The 14,006-nt window shown below is 33.1% G+C and carries 22 protein-coding genes; 2 read left to right on the top strand and 20 right to left on the bottom strand.

Annotated elements, in window-relative coordinates:
- Positions 1 to 64: 64 nt before the first annotated feature.
- Positions 65 to 2,704, bottom strand: coding sequence for a TonB-dependent receptor (locus ABDW27_RS13475; protein WP_343696378.1), 2,640 nt, complete (start codon positions 2,702 to 2,704; stop codon positions 65 to 67).
- Between the two features lie 165 nt (positions 2,705 to 2,869).
- On the opposite strand from ABDW27_RS13475, the gene ABDW27_RS13470 reads away from it, so the two are divergent.
- Positions 2,870 to 3,895, top strand: a complete 1,026-nt coding sequence (locus ABDW27_RS13470; protein ID WP_343696377.1) for a LacI family DNA-binding transcriptional regulator — start codon at positions 2,870 to 2,872, stop codon at positions 3,893 to 3,895.
- Positions 3,896 to 3,936: 41 nt separating this feature from the next.
- Positions 3,937 to 4,287 carry a hypothetical protein gene (locus ABDW27_RS13465; protein WP_343696376.1) on the top strand — a complete coding sequence of 117 codons (351 nt, stop codon included), beginning with the start codon at positions 3,937 to 3,939 and terminating at the stop codon, positions 4,285 to 4,287.
- 31 nt (positions 4,288 to 4,318) lie between these two features.
- Here ABDW27_RS13465 and ABDW27_RS13460 read toward each other — a convergent pair whose 3' ends face one another.
- The 19 genes from ABDW27_RS13460 to ABDW27_RS13370 form a co-directional block, all read right to left on the bottom strand.
- Complete coding sequence (locus ABDW27_RS13460) at positions 4,319 to 7,453, bottom strand: lantibiotic dehydratase (RefSeq protein WP_343696375.1); 3,135 nt, start codon at positions 7,451 to 7,453, stop codon at positions 4,319 to 4,321.
- Positions 7,454 to 7,471: 18 nt separating this feature from the next.
- Entirely contained in the window at positions 7,472 to 9,631 is a 2,160-nt protein-coding gene (locus ABDW27_RS13455; RefSeq protein WP_343696374.1) for a peptidase domain-containing ABC transporter, read from the bottom strand.
- The gene (locus tag ABDW27_RS13450) at positions 9,624 to 10,778 is read right to left on the bottom strand and encodes an HlyD family efflux transporter periplasmic adaptor subunit (RefSeq protein WP_343696373.1); all 1,155 of its coding nucleotides are present in this window, start codon (positions 10,776 to 10,778) and stop codon (positions 9,624 to 9,626) included. The genes ABDW27_RS13455 and ABDW27_RS13450 overlap by 8 nt, the downstream gene beginning before the upstream one ends.
- A 407-nt stretch (positions 10,779 to 11,185) precedes the next feature.
- Positions 11,186 to 11,338, bottom strand: coding sequence for a class I lanthipeptide (locus ABDW27_RS13445; RefSeq protein WP_343696372.1), 153 nt, complete (start codon positions 11,336 to 11,338; stop codon positions 11,186 to 11,188).
- A 31-nt stretch (positions 11,339 to 11,369) separates the two neighbouring features.
- Positions 11,370 to 11,519, bottom strand: coding sequence for a class IIb bacteriocin, lactobin A/cerein 7B family (locus ABDW27_RS13440; protein WP_343696371.1), 150 nt, complete (start codon positions 11,517 to 11,519; stop codon positions 11,370 to 11,372).
- Positions 11,520 to 11,550: 31 nt separating this feature from the next.
- A complete protein-coding gene (locus ABDW27_RS13435; RefSeq protein WP_343696369.1) occupies positions 11,551 to 11,700 on the bottom strand; it encodes a class IIb bacteriocin, lactobin A/cerein 7B family in 150 nt (49 codons plus the stop codon).
- Positions 11,701 to 11,727: 27 nt separating this feature from the next.
- Complete coding sequence (locus ABDW27_RS13430) at positions 11,728 to 11,877, bottom strand: class I lanthipeptide (RefSeq protein ID WP_343696370.1); 150 nt, start codon at positions 11,875 to 11,877, stop codon at positions 11,728 to 11,730.
- A gap of 31 nt (positions 11,878 to 11,908) precedes the next feature.
- Positions 11,909 to 12,058 (bottom strand): class IIb bacteriocin, lactobin A/cerein 7B family, encoded by a 150-nt coding sequence (locus tag ABDW27_RS13425; protein ID WP_343696369.1) that lies wholly within the window; start codon positions 12,056 to 12,058, stop codon positions 11,909 to 11,911.
- Between the two features lie 27 nt (positions 12,059 to 12,085).
- On the bottom strand, positions 12,086 to 12,235 hold the full coding sequence (locus tag ABDW27_RS13420; RefSeq protein ID WP_343696368.1) for a class IIb bacteriocin, lactobin A/cerein 7B family: 150 nt from the start codon (positions 12,233 to 12,235) through the stop codon (positions 12,086 to 12,088).
- Positions 12,236 to 12,263: 28 nt separating this feature from the next.
- Positions 12,264 to 12,416, bottom strand: coding sequence for a class IIb bacteriocin, lactobin A/cerein 7B family (locus ABDW27_RS13415; protein ID WP_343696364.1), 153 nt, complete (start codon positions 12,414 to 12,416; stop codon positions 12,264 to 12,266).
- Positions 12,417 to 12,443: 27 nt separating this feature from the next.
- Positions 12,444 to 12,593, bottom strand: coding sequence for a class IIb bacteriocin, lactobin A/cerein 7B family (locus ABDW27_RS13410; protein ID WP_343696368.1), 150 nt, complete (start codon positions 12,591 to 12,593; stop codon positions 12,444 to 12,446).
- Between the two features lie 27 nt (positions 12,594 to 12,620).
- Positions 12,621 to 12,776 carry a class I lanthipeptide gene (locus ABDW27_RS13405; RefSeq protein WP_343696367.1) on the bottom strand — a complete coding sequence of 52 codons (156 nt, stop codon included), beginning with the start codon at positions 12,774 to 12,776 and terminating at the stop codon, positions 12,621 to 12,623.
- 26 nt (positions 12,777 to 12,802) lie between these two features.
- Positions 12,803 to 12,949 (bottom strand): class I lanthipeptide, encoded by a 147-nt coding sequence (locus ABDW27_RS13400; protein WP_343696366.1) that lies wholly within the window; start codon positions 12,947 to 12,949, stop codon positions 12,803 to 12,805.
- A gap of 27 nt (positions 12,950 to 12,976) precedes the next feature.
- Entirely contained in the window at positions 12,977 to 13,129 is a 153-nt protein-coding gene (locus tag ABDW27_RS13395; RefSeq protein ID WP_343696365.1) for a class IIb bacteriocin, lactobin A/cerein 7B family, read from the bottom strand.
- 26 nt (positions 13,130 to 13,155) lie between these two features.
- Positions 13,156 to 13,308, bottom strand: a complete 153-nt coding sequence (locus tag ABDW27_RS13390; protein ID WP_343696364.1) for a class IIb bacteriocin, lactobin A/cerein 7B family — start codon at positions 13,306 to 13,308, stop codon at positions 13,156 to 13,158.
- Between the two features lie 27 nt (positions 13,309 to 13,335).
- The gene (locus tag ABDW27_RS13385) at positions 13,336 to 13,488 is read right to left on the bottom strand and encodes a class IIb bacteriocin, lactobin A/cerein 7B family (RefSeq protein WP_343696363.1); all 153 of its coding nucleotides are present in this window, start codon (positions 13,486 to 13,488) and stop codon (positions 13,336 to 13,338) included.
- Between the two features lie 20 nt (positions 13,489 to 13,508).
- Positions 13,509 to 13,655, bottom strand: coding sequence for a class I lanthipeptide (locus ABDW27_RS13380; RefSeq protein WP_343696362.1), 147 nt, complete (start codon positions 13,653 to 13,655; stop codon positions 13,509 to 13,511).
- Position 13,656: 1 nt separating this feature from the next.
- On the bottom strand, positions 13,657 to 13,812 hold the full coding sequence (locus ABDW27_RS13375) for a class I lanthipeptide (RefSeq protein WP_343696361.1): 156 nt from the start codon (positions 13,810 to 13,812) through the stop codon (positions 13,657 to 13,659).
- 1 nt (position 13,813) lies between these two features.
- Positions 13,814 to 13,978 carry a class I lanthipeptide gene (locus ABDW27_RS13370; protein WP_343696360.1) on the bottom strand — a complete coding sequence of 55 codons (165 nt, stop codon included), beginning with the start codon at positions 13,976 to 13,978 and terminating at the stop codon, positions 13,814 to 13,816.
- Between the last annotated feature and the right edge of the window lie 28 nt (positions 13,979 to 14,006).

The raw sequence follows: 14,006 nt of genomic DNA, 5'->3' as shown, positions 1-14,006 counted from the left end.
ATACGTTGTGGTTACGGTGCGGAGACGCACAGCAGTGCGTCTCTACGATACCGTATATATAAATTTAGAAATTAATCGCTACAGAAAATCTAAACGCGCGTCCTAAAATAGGTCTTGCCATAAACACATCGCTTGCTGCAGATGTTGTTTGTCTTGGATCTCCTTCTGTTAAACCAATTTCGTTGAATAAATTCGAAGCATCGACTGCAAAACGAAGGTTATTATACGTATAATTTAACCCTGCTCCAACTTCTTTGTAAGCCGGTAAAACTTGTTTGTTATCCTGATTTGTGAATTTTTTATCATAATAAGAAAACTGAACATAAGCTGTAAAATCTTTTGTAATATCAACTTCTGGTCTTAGGTTACAGAAAAATTTAGGGATTCTTCGCGCTGTATTTCCGTTAAAATCAAAAGTAGAACCATCGGCATTTGTTCCGGTAAAATTGTCGTATTCTGGTTTTTGAACTGTGAATGTAAAGTTCAGTTTTGCAAATTTATATCTTGCATTCGTTTCCACTTCAAGACCAATATTGTTTACGTCGGCAAATTTGTTTTCTGAAGATCCATCAGATAAAATATCTGTGAAAGCAACATTTTTCAAGTTCATGTGAAATAAATTCGCATTTACTGAGAAGAAAGAACTTGAATATTTATAACCCAACTCAAACTGATTTACTTCTGTATTTTCCAGCTTGCTTAAATTGGCAGCATTATCATAAAATGATTCTTCAATTGGAGATCTAAAACCGTGGCTGTAGCGAACGTATGAAGCCATATTATCGTTGAATTTGTAGTTTCCAGCCGCAGTGTATGACCATTCGCTTACATCATATCTCCAGTATGTATACGGATTTCCTTTTACCGTTGTTACCGCGTCGTCAGCCGTATTGTTGTCTAAAACTCCTAAGTTTTCTGCAAAAAATCTAGCATTGTCTCTGTATCCGGAATATTTATCTTTATTATATCTTAAACCTGCGTTGAAGGTTAAATTATCTGTAGCTTTAATTTCAGCATCAGCATAAATATCATTCAAAAGTCCTTTTGTCTGTGCATCTCTTTCCAGCCATGTAATTCTTTCGATACCATTCCAGGTATGATCAACTCCGGTTGTATTATCTTTTACATTTAATAATCTCGGATTATCTGAAACGCTTACTAAATAGGAATTCCAGTTCCAGTATTGATTTGATTTCCAGTTAGAATAGTAATAACCAGCTGTTAATTTCACAGGATCTAAATCAAAAGAAAAAGAGAAATTGTTCGCAAAGTTGTTCATCTTTTTCTCGATGTGCCAAAGATCTGCTCTCATAATCAAAGCGTTTGGATCCAGCGTTTGTCCGTTATCTACATAACTGTAAGTCAAATTACTTGCTGTTGTGTTTTGAACTCCTGTTGCATACGCCTCTTGTGTCCAAGGTCCGCCATTTGGGAAAATAGCATTGTAATTTAAATCGATGCTAGTTTGTTTGAAAGCATTTTTGAAAGTAACTTTTTCAGAAATTTTCTTTTTGAATTCTGCTCCAATTGAGTTGATAATTGGATGAGAACCATCTTCTAAATCTGCGCTAAAAGTTCCGCCGCCGTATTGAGGAACATTTAAATGACTGAAATTAACAGAAGTCAAAGTTCCGTAATTTGGATTAAAGCCCGGAATTCCTTCTACTTTTCCGTTGTTGCTTTTTAATGGAATTGGCAAATAGAATGTATTTCTGTCGTCAAGATGTTTGAAGTTAACTCTTAAATAATCGTTGTCGTCAAATTTATAGGTAAGATTTCCTTTTATTTGTCCGCCTTTATTAGCCGTAAAACCCGTATTTCTTACTCCATTATCAGTTCTGTAGAATCCGCCGACATTAAAGAATAATTTATCCTGAACTAAAGCGCCAGATAAATTAAGATCGGTTCTGAACATTCCGTAATCTGAAGTCGTGAATTTTGCTCTTCCCTGAAAATCATTCTGACCCGTTTTCGTAATGAAGTTGATAATTCCACCCGGAGCATTGTTTGCAAAAATTGACGCAGAACCTCCACGAACAGCTTCCATTTTACTTACTGTTTCATCAAGTCTGTAAAATGTATCTGCGTTGGCAAATTGTAAAGCTCCATCTTCAAAAACCGGTAATCCGTCTTCCTGAATCTGTACATATTCATACGCTCCTGCTGATGGAATTCCTCTTGCAAAAAGGTTGTTTCCAATTTCTCCTCCAGATGCTTCAACCACAAATCCCGGAATTGTCTGTAATAAAGCCGCCGTGCTCGATGGCGCTCTGTCTTCGATTGCTTTTGCTCCCATTGTGGTAATGGCAACGCTCGATTCTAATTTTGATCTTGGGGCAGATGAACCTGTTACTACAACTTCTTTTAAACTTTGAGATTCGGTTTCTAAAAGTAAATCTGTAACTACAGATTCTCCTTCTTTTACTGAAATTTCTTTGCTATACGTTTTGTAGCCCACATTTGTCGCTTCTACAATATAATTTCCGGCAATAACATCTGTAAAAACGTAACGTCCGTTTTCATCTGTTATCGTATTTTTTCCAGTGTCTTTTAAAGATACATTAGCTCCGGGAATTGATTGTCCGGTTTCGTCTAAAACTTTTCCGGAAACGGTGTTTTTTGCCTGGGCAAATACCTTATTTTGAACAGTAATTAAGCATATTATCAAAAATAATATACCTAAATAAGAATGTTTCTGTTTCATGATTTTTTGGTTTAGTTAGTAAATTTTTCATTTATACTGTAAACTTAAAACACTAATTAAACACAATTTAGCAATTCTAAATCGAAAACGTTTTCGAAATCACCTAAAACGTTTTCGGAAACATATTTTTTCTCAATGAAATTTATTTTTTACTACATTTATTTCATGAATGATACAAAATTAATAGATATAGCCTCGGCCTTGGGAATATCGGTTACAACGGTTTCAAAGGCATTAAAAGGATATACAGACATTAGTAAATCGACGCGCGCCAAAGTTATCGAAATGGCCGAATCGATGAACTATATGCCAAATTCTGTTGCGGTTAATTTAAGAACTAATGAAACCAAAACAATTGGTGTTATTATTCCCGCGACGGTTCATCACTTTTTTTCGAGTGTTTTAAACGGCATTTTAGAAGAAGCCGAAAAAAGAGGTTATCTGGTTATCATTCTGCAATCAAATGAAAAATATGAAATGGAGAAAAAACAGCTTGCTTTATTAATTCAAAAGCGGGTTGACGGAGTTTTAATGTCACTTTCAAACGAAACGGATGATTTCTCTCATATTAATGACGCCATCCGAAAAAATACGCCTGTTGTTTTATTTGATAAAATTGCCAAAAGAGTCGATTGCTCTAAAGTGGTTATAAATGATGCCAAAGCGGCTTATGATGCCGTTACGTATCTTATAAATAAAGGGTATAAAAAAATCGCTCATTTTAGAGGTTCATATGTTCCCCAAAATTCTATTGATCGTTTTTTAGGTTATAAACGTGCACTTGAAGCGCACGGAATTGAGTACGATTCAAAACTGGTTTATGTTTGCGACAACAATACTGATTTTGAAGACGGCTACGAAAATGCCCAAAAAATCATGAACGAACATCCGGATATCGACGCTATTTTTGCGATTACAGATTTGGTTGCTATCGGAATTATAAAATATTTTAATGAGGCGGGCATAAAAACGCCGGATCAGGTTGCGGTTTTTGGCTTTAGTAACTGGTTTATGAGTACTGTTATTTCGCCTAAATTAACAACAATCGATCAGCCGGGATTTGAAATGGGACATACTGCTGTTTCTATTTTAATTGATGAAATTGCCGACATAAAAGAGCATCGAAAAGTAGAACATCAAATTATAGAACTTCCTACGAGAATCATAGAACGAGAATCGACTGTAAAATGATTTTTTAGTTTTAACTTTGCGCAAATTCTTAAAAAGCGTCCATGTTTGTAGCACCAGTAAATACTGAATCATTATTAGCCCAAGCGCAGGCAGAAACTTTGTATTTAAATCTGATTGAGCAGATTAATAAGGATTTTAATCTGGCTAATGAGGGAATTGATTTTCCGTTAAGCATTTCTCCAAATGAATTAAAAATTCAGCTGCACGAAAAAATCTACCGCATGATTCAGTACAAATTTGCTGAATATTTAAACCTGCTTTATATTATTGATGTTCCTGAAAATGAAATAAAAAAACTTGACGGCTCAGATTTGGTAATCCTTGCCGAACAAGTTTCTTTTTTAATTTTAAAAAGGGAATGGCAGAAGGTTTGGTTTAGAAAAAACTATTAAATTCTAATTTCCTGAATTCCCTTTTTAGTTATTATACTATAGATTCTTCAACTTCTTTGGTTTCTTTCTTTTTTCCTGTGTGAAGTTGTTTACTGTAATATTTGTATAAGTAATCGTAAACTACCATTTCATGAATTCTGTGTTTCGTAAGGAAAATTCGGTTACAGATCATGTGTACATAACTCAGCATTATATTGTCGAGATACGTTGGTAAACGATGTTCTTTGCTTAACTCTTTTATCTCTGCAACTACAGGAGCATTTTGTTGAGAACGTTCTTCGAGAATTTCAATTAATGGCTCATACATTTCATTCATAAGATTTGGATCTAAGAAGGATTCAATCTCAGATTCGTGCTGTACAAACATTTCGTTGATTTGTTTGTTTAGTCTTCCTGAACGGTTGAATTCTTTTCCAAAACTAGTTTTGGCTGCATTAAACAACTTTACTTTTCCTTCGAGTTTTACGTCAAAATCGTTTAAGAAATGGTCGATTGATAATAATGAGAACATCCATCTTATTTTTTCTCCAGTGTCTCCTTCGATCATATCTGCAAATTTTAAAGTGCATTCACTGTCATTAAAAAACAATGATTCTGTTGCTTCAATTGCTTCATAACCGTATCGTTGTAATTCACGCAAGTAATTGTCTGTTTGTGTTTTCCAGATAATTCTTGTCTGCTCAAATGGCTCTACGTGTTGTTTGATAATTTTGATACAATCCGTAAACAAATTGCTGTTTTTTAATAAAACACGGAATCTGATATGATGTCCCTGAACATCATAATAACGAATAAAGAACCATTTGTCGATTAAACCTTTTGCTTTTAGTTCTTCTACAATTGGTGTAATACCATTTTTAAGCAGTTCTTCTCCTGCTCTTTCTCCGCAGTAAAATTTATAGTAAAGCCATTTTTCTCCAATAGAGAATGAAGTCTGAACATTATTTTTATTTTCCTGAGATACAAATTGATTTACCTCAGCAGTTTCTGCTTTTTTCTCTACGTTTTTATGTGCTGTGAAGATAATTTCATTGCAATAATCCGGTGTAATTGTATTTTCTGTAAACAAAAATTCTTTCAGCTGGATTGTATTTTCACCTTTCAGCATATAGTAAAAAACATTTCGGCTTAATTCATTATTGAAGTTAATAAGCACCTCATTGTCTCCCTGAGAAATGTATACAACATCTGGAATATTTCTTTTTTGTTTGAAATCAGTAATAAAATCGATGTTTTTTGCTTCGGAAGCTGCTACAAGATTTTCAATTTCGGTTTTGTTAAGGTTCCATACGGCTCTGCTAAACACCGTGTCTTTATAATTTACTCTTGGCAGAAAATCAAATTCACTTTGAAGGCCGCCCCAGCTAAATGCAAATCCAAATGAGTTTTGGTTCTGCAGGTCGCATAAAAAGTGATAGATTGGCAGTGCATTTGAGGCAAAATTGTGTGCGTTGCTTAATCTTGGAATCACTTCTTTATTTAATCTTTTTGAACGCAGTACTACTTTTCCTGATTTTACCGAAACATACAAATCATCAATCTTAATTTGGTGATCTCTGTCGACAGAAGCATTTCCTAAATACGGGATTTCATACTCTCTCTGAAAGTTTCTGTATAAGATATTTCCAGTTCTTGCTTGTGGTAAATGAATTACTTCGGCAATGATTTTGTCCGGGTTTAACTGGTTTTCTATTTCGGCTACTTCGTTGCAAAGATTTAGAATTTTGTTATCTAAATGTCCAAATCGACCAATTAAACCATTTGCAGATGGTCCGCTGGCTGTTTTAATGTTGATTTTTTCAACGCCGTTTTCATGAAATACATTTACAAATGCCGAAAAAGTATCTGGATACAAGGCTTCGTTTTCTTCAAATTGGTTGATTTCTTCATCAGTTAATTCGATAGATTGCAAATTGTTTTTTGTGGCATAAAGCAGTTTTTTAAACAGAAATGATTTTTTAGCATCCATCGAAATCTGATTAACTTGTGCCTGACTTCCACTAATTAATAGATCGTCAACCAAAGGTGATTTGGCTCCTGCTGTTTTTGCATAACCAATTCCAACATCCGGGTCAAGAACGCTTACTAAAGGCTGCTCGTATTCTTCATAACGTTCTAAGAATTTCTTTTTGAATTCTTTTAAGTTTGCGTTTTCTGAACCTGACTGCAATTTGTTTAAAGCACTTAAAGCCGGACGCAGATTTTTTAAGGTTTTAAAACTAATAGATCCGTTTTCGATTTTTCTGAAGCTATCTACCTGAAATAGTTTTGAAATGTCTACATGATCCAGTTCTTCGTTTACTAACTCATGAATTTGAGTATATAAAGCAGGATCGTTAATAGTATTTGTGTCAAGGGAATTGATTTTGTTTTTTAAATTGGTTATTAATTCTCTGATGACTTCGGCTTCATAGAAATCAAATCTTTCTTCAGAGAATGTTTTCAGGAGTTTATCAAAGTAATCATCGCCTGTAATTGTAAATTCTAATTCAGATACGATAAACTGGCATTTGATTAAAGTATCGATAAATTCGTTGGCATCTTTTAATGTAATTTCATCAGAAACAAGCAGTTCTGCCAATTCACTTAGTAAAACACCGTCTTTTGCTTTTTCGAAAATAAGTTCCAGATAATCGCTTATTTCAACTTCTGAAATTTTGTGAAAACGCACATTGTCTTTAAAATAATACTCGACATATCGGTATTTATCAAAAACGGTATAAATAGAGTTGTTACTGTAGTATTTCAGAACGTTTTTAATGGCATCGTTTTTTACGATCACCGGCAGAAAACTTCCTAGAAAATACATGTCGAATTTGGTAAATCTTCCTAAAGTGCTTTCGGCGATTTTAAGGTTGGTTTCAGAATTTAATTCTACAGCGGCTACTGTGGCAAACATTCCAAAAGGCGTGCTTCGGTTGGCTAAACGCGAAGCATATTTGTATAATGATCCTTTTAGGTTTTTCAGTTCTTCTTCTGTTTGAAAACCTTCTCCGGTTTCCCACATTACAAGTGCTTTATAAATGTTTGGAGAACCAATAAATAATGCTTCTCTGTTTTCTTTTTTAGAAAAAATTTCCACGATTTTTTCCCAGGTAAGATCCACTTGTTTTTCTTCAATTGGAGTTCTTACAATAGCCGTTTTTGCAAAAGAGTAATTTTTCATTTTTGTTAAATTTCCTTATTAAACAATTATATTATTCCACATTCTATAATAGTATTCTTCTTTATTCATAAGTTCCTGATGCGCACCAGATTCTACGACTTCTCCTTTTTTGAAGGCATAAATAACATCGGCATTTTTAATTGACTGTAGTTTGTGTGCAATTACAATGATTGTTTTGCCTTGTGCATGCAGTTCGTCAATTAGTTTTTTGATCACCATTTCAGATTCAGAGTCAAGTGCTGATGTTGCTTCATCCAGAATCAATACTTCAGGATCTTTGTACAGCGCCCTTGCGAAAGCAATTCGCTGTTTTTCTCCTCCTGATAAATTGGCTCCAAATTCTCCCAAATAGGTATTGAATCCGTTTGGCAGTGATTCGATAAAATCATAAGCACCAACCTTTTTACTTACTTCGATGATTTTTTCCATATCAGGATTTGATTCTCCAATGGAAATATTGAAGGCAATAGTTCCGTCAAAAAGTTCAACGTTTTGAGGTACAGTTGTAATAAGAGCGTTTATGCTGTCTTTTGATATGTAATTCAGGTCGTATTCGCCAATTAATATTTTACCTTCTTTTGGGCTGTATATATTTTGAATTAACGATGCGATGGTACTTTTTCCGCTTCCACTTTCTCCAACAAAAGCGGTAAAAGCTCCTTTTTTAATGGTAATATTTAAGTCTTTAAAAATGTAACGTCCCAGTTCGTATGAGAAATCAATGTTTTTGAATTTAATATCATCAAAGTTGCTTCGGGTCAAATGCACTTTTGATTCCATTTCTTCTCTGTCCAAATCCATGATTCCAAACAAACGGTCTGAAGCAATCATGGCATTCTGAATCGCCTGATTTGTTCCTATTAACTGTGATGCCGGTCCTGTAAAATATCCTATAATAGAATAAAACGAAAACAATTCACCTGGTGTAATATCTCCATCAATAGCATAATAGGTTCCTACCCATAAAAGTATGATGGTAAACAATCTGGAAATAAAATCAGTAGCGGTTCTTGAAAAAATTCCGTTCATTCCTGATTTGTAAACGCTTTTTAGCAAATCAACAAATTTTAGTTCTGTTCTGGTTTTAGAAAAATCTTCTAAAGACAGTCTTTTTACAGTTCCAATATTTTTGATAGATTCTACCAGCTGAGATTCCAGCAAAGCATTTTTTTCCATTATAGAACGTTCTGCTGTTTTATTCAATTTGTTTGTTATCAAATAAATAATAACATAAAACGGAATAATCAGCGAAATAATCAATGCGAGTTTCCAATAGAATGAAAACATAAAAATAAAGGAAAAAAAGACAATAAGCACGTTTACTGAAACACTTAAAGCGGTTTCGTTTATTAAGGCTCGTATTTTTACTGCATCGCCAATTCTGGACATGATTTCACCAATTCTCATTGTGTCAAAAAACTTTTGAGGCATGGTAAAAAGATGTTTGTAATAACCCAAAATTAGTCGTGAATCAATCTGCTGGCTTGTTTTTAAAATAAAAACATCTTTTAAAACGCTGTAAACAATCTGCAGCAGCAAACATCCAATAACGATAACACTCATAAGGTTTAATAAGCTTTTGTTTCCGCTTACCAAAACAAAATCTGTAATCTTACCTACGTATATTGATAATGAAAAACCTAGTAAAGTATATAAAACAGCTCCTATAATGGCTTGTAATAAAATGTATTTATGAGGCTTTAATAAAAATAGTATTCTTTTAAAATTGGATATTTTCTCGTTTTTTTCTTTAAAAATATCATCATCCGGAACTAGTATTAAGGCGTAACCTGTAAACATTTCCTGAAATTCGGCAAGCGGCTTTTTTTCCAGTTTACCATTTGAAGGATCCATGATCTGGATATATTTACTGGTAACTTTGTAAGCAACAACATAATGAGGAAATTCATGTCCTTCGTGTTTTATTACAACATGTAAAAGAGCCGGAATTGGCAGATCTTTTATTCCTTCAAAATCTACTTTTACACCTTTTGCCAGAAAGCCTAATTTAACTGCCGCTTCTCTTAATCCAAGTAATGTTGTCCCTTTTTGATTCGTGCTGGCATACTGGCGGATTCTTGAAATAGGCAGGCTTAAATTATAATGTTCCGAGATTGAAGCTAAACAAGCAGCACCGCAATCTGAAAAATCATGTTGTTTTATTTCTATTTTACTCATTTTTGCTATTGTAAGGATTAAACCAATCTTCTACTTTGTCAAATATTAACTGAAATGCAGTTCGCTTAGTTAGGAAAAAACGGCTGGTTAAACTCATTCCTTTTTTGAGAGTCCCTTTGGCTCCGTTTTTTAGCGTTAAGCTGTCATTGTGCAGATTGCTTTTTATTTTATAATACGGGACATTGTTTACAATTAAAACATCTTTGCTTATTTCGAATATTCTTCCTTTTGCAAATCCCCATTGATTGGAGTTAAAAGCGTCTATTTGATAAATGGCATCTCCGCCTTCTTTTAAATATCCTATTTCTGATGGATTTACATAAGTTTCGACGATTATGTTTTTATCCGGAGAAATCTCTACTATCGGGTTTCCGGCGGCGACCCCGCTTCCTTTATGAAATCCCTGCATATTAACCAGTTCGCCGTCTATTGGAGCAATTATGATATAATTATTCTCCTCTTCTTTAAGCTGTTTCTGGTTCGAATGAATATTTTTATTCGACTGACTCAGCTGTGTGTATTCTTTCTGCCAGGACAATTCGGTTTGTTTGATCAGATTGATTCGGTCGTTCTTGATTTTGTTGAGTTCCAGTTCGGCCTTTTCGAATTCTGATTTTGAGATGACTTCTTTTTTGTACAGCAGTTCTTTTCGGTCGAAGTCTGTTTGAGTGTTTTTAGTTACGATATCCAGATTATACAATTCCTGCTGATGTTTTAAAAGCTCTCTTTTATATTGATCTGATTGTACCTGATTATAATTATGATTTATAAGGTTTTTTAGATCGCTTAGATAAAGAGAGTTTTCTGAACTCTGAATTGTATTTAAATTCTCTCTTTCTTTTAATATGTTGTGATCTATTATAAGTAAGGTATCGCCTTTTTTTATTTTCTTATTTTCCTCAACATTAAAAAAAGATATTTTACCGCTGATAGGAGAATAAAGTGTTAGTTTCTTTTCCTGTGGAATAATGGTTCCTCTACTCGTTGTATAAACATCTATATATATAAAAGGAAGGGAAATAAAAGCTATTAATAAAGCTAAAAATGTAATCACAAATAAACGGGATGTTTTTTTATTGTGTTTAATAATATGACTTTCAACAGTGTTGTTTAAAATCTCTTCTGGGAAAATTTCTTTATCGCTCATTTTTTTTCGTATTAATTACATGGCAAATGAACCTATTATTTAAGGAAGAAAAAAATGAAAAACCCCCATTTTTATAAAAAATCGTATTGATTTTTAAGATTTAACTATTTGAAATACAGTTATTTATTTTCATTTTTTAAGAATTCCAAACGAAATTTGTCTGCTGTCTGTTTTTATGATTTTAAAGCATAAAAAAAGCATTATCAGCGCAAACTGATAATGCTTTTTTTGAAGGAACATGTCCGGAATTTATATTAAAAGTATCATTATAATACTGTACCGAATGTAAAAGTTGAAGCTTCCACCAACAACATATTGCATTTTATAGGCACTTAATTCCGTGACAGCTTTGTATAGAAATACAGCTTGTTGTTCACGTTTTTGTTTTTTCTGGTTCTAAGGATTTCTTAGTTATCAGATGCAATTGTAATTGTAAGACCGATGATTACTCCGATACATAATGGGCTTGTTCCACCATCTACATCATGCATTTGTTTGTCATTTAATTCGATAACAGCAACTTTGTTAAAAGCTAATTTGTTTGTGTTTTGATTTTTCATCTTATTTATAATTTAAAAGTTAATGGATTAATTATTTAGCAGCAAGCGTGATTGTAATACCAATGATTACTCCAACACATAATGGGCTTGTTCCACCATCTACATCATGCATTTGTTTGTCATTTAATTCGATAACAGCAACTTTGTTAAAAGCTAATTTGTTTGTGTTTTGATTTTTCATCTTATTTATAATTTAAAAGTTAATAGATTAATTATTTAGCAGCAAGCGTGATTGTAATACCAATGATTACTCCAACACATAATGGACTTGTTCCACCGTCTACATCATGCATTTGTTTGTCATTTAATTCTACTACTGCAACTTTGTTAAAAGCTAATTTGTTTGTGTTTTGATTTTTCATCTTGTTTATAATTTAAAAGGTTAGTGATTAGTCTGCTGCGATTGTAATTGTAAGACCGATGATTACTCCGATACATAATGGGCTTGTTCCACCGTCTACGTCGTGCATTTGTTTGTCGTTTAATTCGATAACAGCAACTTTGTTAAAAGCTAATTTGTTTGTGTTTTGATTTTTCATCTTATTTATAATTTAAAAGTTAATAGATTAATTATTTAGCAGCAAGCGTGATTGTAATACCAATGATTACTCCAACACATAATGGACTTGTTCCACCGTCTACATCATGCATTTGTTTGTCATTTAATTCTACTACTGCAACTTTGTTAAAAGCTAATTTGTTTGTGTTTTGATTTTTCATCTTGTTTATAATTTAAAAGGTTAGTGATTAGTCTGCTGCGATTGTAATTGTAAGACCGATGATTACTCCGATACATAATGGGCTTGTTCCACCGTCTACGTCGTGCATTTGTTTGTCGTTTAATTCTGCTACAGATGCTTTATTAAAAGCTAACTTGTTTGGGTTTTGATTTTTCATCTTGTTTAAAATTTAAAAGGTTAATTGATTAATTTTCTGAATAGATTGTGATTGTAAGACCGATGATTACTCCGATACATAATGGACTTGTTCCACCGTCTACGTCGTGCATTTGTTTGTCGTTTAATTCTGCTACAGATGCTTTATTGAAAGCTAATTTGTTTGTGTTTTGATTTTTCATCTTGTTTAAAATTTAAAAGGTTAGTGATTAGTCTGCTGCGATTGTGATTGTAAGACCGATGATTACTCCGATACATAATGGGCTTGTTCCACCGTCTACATCATGCATTTGTTTGTCGTTTAATTCTGCTACAGATGCTTTATTGAAAGCTAACTTGTTTGGGTTTTGATTTTTCATCTTATTTATAATTTAATGGTTAATTGATTAATTTTCTGAATAGATCGTGATTGTAAGACCGATGATTACTCCGATACAAAGTGGACTTGTTCCACCGTCTACGTCGTGCATTTGTTTGTCGTTTAATTCGATAACAGCAACTTTGTTGAAAGCTAACTTGTTGTTTGAGTTTTGTTTTTTCATAATGGTTTAAAATTTAAGGTTGTTATTTACTCTGCAGCTAATATTATTGTAGTCAAAACTATGATACAAAGCGGGCTTGTTCCACCATCTACATCATGCATTTGTGTGTCGTTCAATTCTGCTACAGATGCTTTATTAAAAGCTAACTTGTTGTTTGGGTTTTGATTTTTCATCTTATTTAAAATTTAAAGGTTAATTGATTAATTGTCTGAATAGATTGTAATTGTAAGACCGATGATCACTCCGATACATAATGGGCTTGTTCCACCGTCTACGTCGTGCATTTGTTTGTCGTTTAATTCTACTACTGCAACTTTGTTAAAAGCTAACTTGTTTGTGTTTTGATTTTTCATCTTGTTAAAATTTAAAGGTTAATTGATTAATTTTCAGAATAGATTGTGATTGTAAGACCGATAATTACTCCGATACATAATGGGCTTGTTCCACCGTCTACGTCGTGCATTTGTTTGTCGTTTAATTCTGCTACAGATGCTTTGTTGAAAGCTAACTTGTTTGTGTTTTGATTTTTCATCTTATTTAAGATTTAAAGGTTAATTGATTAATTTTCTGAATAGATTGTGATTGTAAGACCGATGATTACTCCGATACAAAGTGGACTTGTTCCACCGTCTACATCATGCATTTGTTTGTCGTTCAATTCTGCTACAGATGCTTTATTAAAAGCTAACTTGTTTGGATTTTGATTTTTCATCTTGTTAAAATTTAAAGGGTTTATTGTGCTGCTATTAATATTGTTGTAAAAACTACAATACAAAGAGAGGTTGTTCCGCCATCTACATTATGCATTTGCTGGTCATTCAGTTCTGTAACAGCTACTTTGTTAAAAGTCAGCTTGTTGTTTGGATTTTGATTCTTCATATTATTCTGCTTGAAGAGTTATAACAGTTACAATAATTAGACTTGTAGTCGTAACCGTTATTGTTCCGCCATTTACACTTTCTAATTGGTTACTATTTAATTCTGTAACAACTGCTTTATTAAAAGCCAATTTGTTCTTTGGGTTTTGATTTTTCATATTATTCAGCTTGCGCAGTCAAAAGGGTTATTAAAACAAGGCTTGTAGTTCCTACTGTTGTAGCACTAGATGTTCCGCCATTTACAGTTTCTAATTGATTATTGTTTAATTCTGTAACAGATGCTTTATTAAAAGCAAGTTTGTTCTTTGGGTTTTGATTTTTCATGTTTAAATGATTTTAGATTATTATTATT

It is taken from the genome of Flavobacterium sp. (assembly GCF_039595935.1).
Classification (GTDB): Bacteria; Bacteroidota; Bacteroidia; order Flavobacteriales; family Flavobacteriaceae; genus Flavobacterium.
This window is presented reverse-complemented; position numbering and strand designations above follow the sequence as displayed.

Excerpts from the sequence above, each read along its gene's own strand:
- ABDW27_RS13400 (WP_343696366.1), bottom strand. The coding sequence starts at position 12,949 with ATGAAAAATCAAAACCCAAACAACAAGTTAGCTTTTAATAAAGCATCT.
- ABDW27_RS13370 (WP_343696360.1), bottom strand. The coding sequence starts at position 13,978 with ATGAAAAATCAAAACCCAAAGAACAAACTTGCTTTTAATAAAGCATCT.
- ABDW27_RS13455 (WP_343696374.1), bottom strand. The coding sequence starts at position 9,631 with ATGAGTAAAATAGAAATAAAACAACATGATTTTTCAGATTGCGGTGCT.
- ABDW27_RS13395 (WP_343696365.1), bottom strand. The coding sequence starts at position 13,129 with ATGAAAAATCAAAACACAAACAAGTTAGCTTTTAACAAAGTTGCAGTA.
- ABDW27_RS13405 (WP_343696367.1), bottom strand. The coding sequence starts at position 12,776 with ATGAAAAAACAAAACTCAAACAACAAGTTAGCTTTCAACAAAGTTGCT.
- ABDW27_RS13410 (WP_343696368.1), bottom strand. The coding sequence starts at position 12,593 with ATGAAAAATCAAAACCCAAACAAGTTAGCTTTCAATAAAGCATCTGTA.
- ABDW27_RS13440 (WP_343696371.1), bottom strand. The coding sequence starts at position 11,519 with ATGAAAAATCAAAACACAAACAAATTAGCTTTTAACAAAGTTGCTGTT.
- ABDW27_RS13465 (WP_343696376.1), top strand. The coding sequence starts at position 3,937 with ATGTTTGTAGCACCAGTAAATACTGAATCATTATTAGCCCAAGCGCAG.
- ABDW27_RS13380 (WP_343696362.1), bottom strand. The coding sequence starts at position 13,655 with ATGAAGAATCAAAATCCAAACAACAAGCTGACTTTTAACAAAGTAGCT.
- ABDW27_RS13460 (WP_343696375.1), bottom strand. The coding sequence starts at position 7,453 with ATGAAAAATTACTCTTTTGCAAAAACGGCTATTGTAAGAACTCCAATT.
- ABDW27_RS13430 (WP_343696370.1), bottom strand. The coding sequence starts at position 11,877 with ATGAAAAATCAAAACACAAACAAATTAGCTTTTAACAAAGTTGCTGTT.
- ABDW27_RS13420 (WP_343696368.1), bottom strand. The coding sequence starts at position 12,235 with ATGAAAAATCAAAACCCAAACAAGTTAGCTTTTAATAAAGCATCTGTA.
- ABDW27_RS13445 (WP_343696372.1), bottom strand. The coding sequence starts at position 11,338 with ATGAAAAATCAAAACACAAACAAATTAGCTTTTAACAAAGTTGCTGTT.
- ABDW27_RS13470 (WP_343696377.1), top strand. The coding sequence starts at position 2,870 with ATGAATGATACAAAATTAATAGATATAGCCTCGGCCTTGGGAATATCG.
- ABDW27_RS13450 (WP_343696373.1), bottom strand. The coding sequence starts at position 10,778 with ATGAGCGATAAAGAAATTTTCCCAGAAGAGATTTTAAACAACACTGTT.
- ABDW27_RS13415 (WP_343696364.1), bottom strand. The coding sequence starts at position 12,416 with ATGAAAAATCAAAACACAAACAAATTAGCTTTCAATAAAGCATCTGTA.
- ABDW27_RS13475 (WP_343696378.1), bottom strand. The coding sequence starts at position 2,704 with ATGAAACAGAAACATTCTTATTTAGGTATATTATTTTTGATAATATGC.
- ABDW27_RS13435 (WP_343696369.1), bottom strand. The coding sequence starts at position 11,700 with ATGAAAAATCAAAACACAAACAAATTAGCTTTTAACAAAGTTGCAGTA.
- ABDW27_RS13390 (WP_343696364.1), bottom strand. The coding sequence starts at position 13,308 with ATGAAAAATCAAAACACAAACAAGTTAGCTTTCAACAAAGCATCTGTA.
- ABDW27_RS13425 (WP_343696369.1), bottom strand. The coding sequence starts at position 12,058 with ATGAAAAATCAAAACACAAACAAATTAGCTTTTAACAAAGTTGCAGTA.
- ABDW27_RS13375 (WP_343696361.1), bottom strand. The coding sequence starts at position 13,812 with ATGAAAAATCAAAACCCAAAGAACAAATTGGCTTTTAATAAAGCAGTT.
- ABDW27_RS13385 (WP_343696363.1), bottom strand. The coding sequence starts at position 13,488 with ATGAAAAATCAAAATCCAAACAAGTTAGCTTTTAATAAAGCATCTGTA.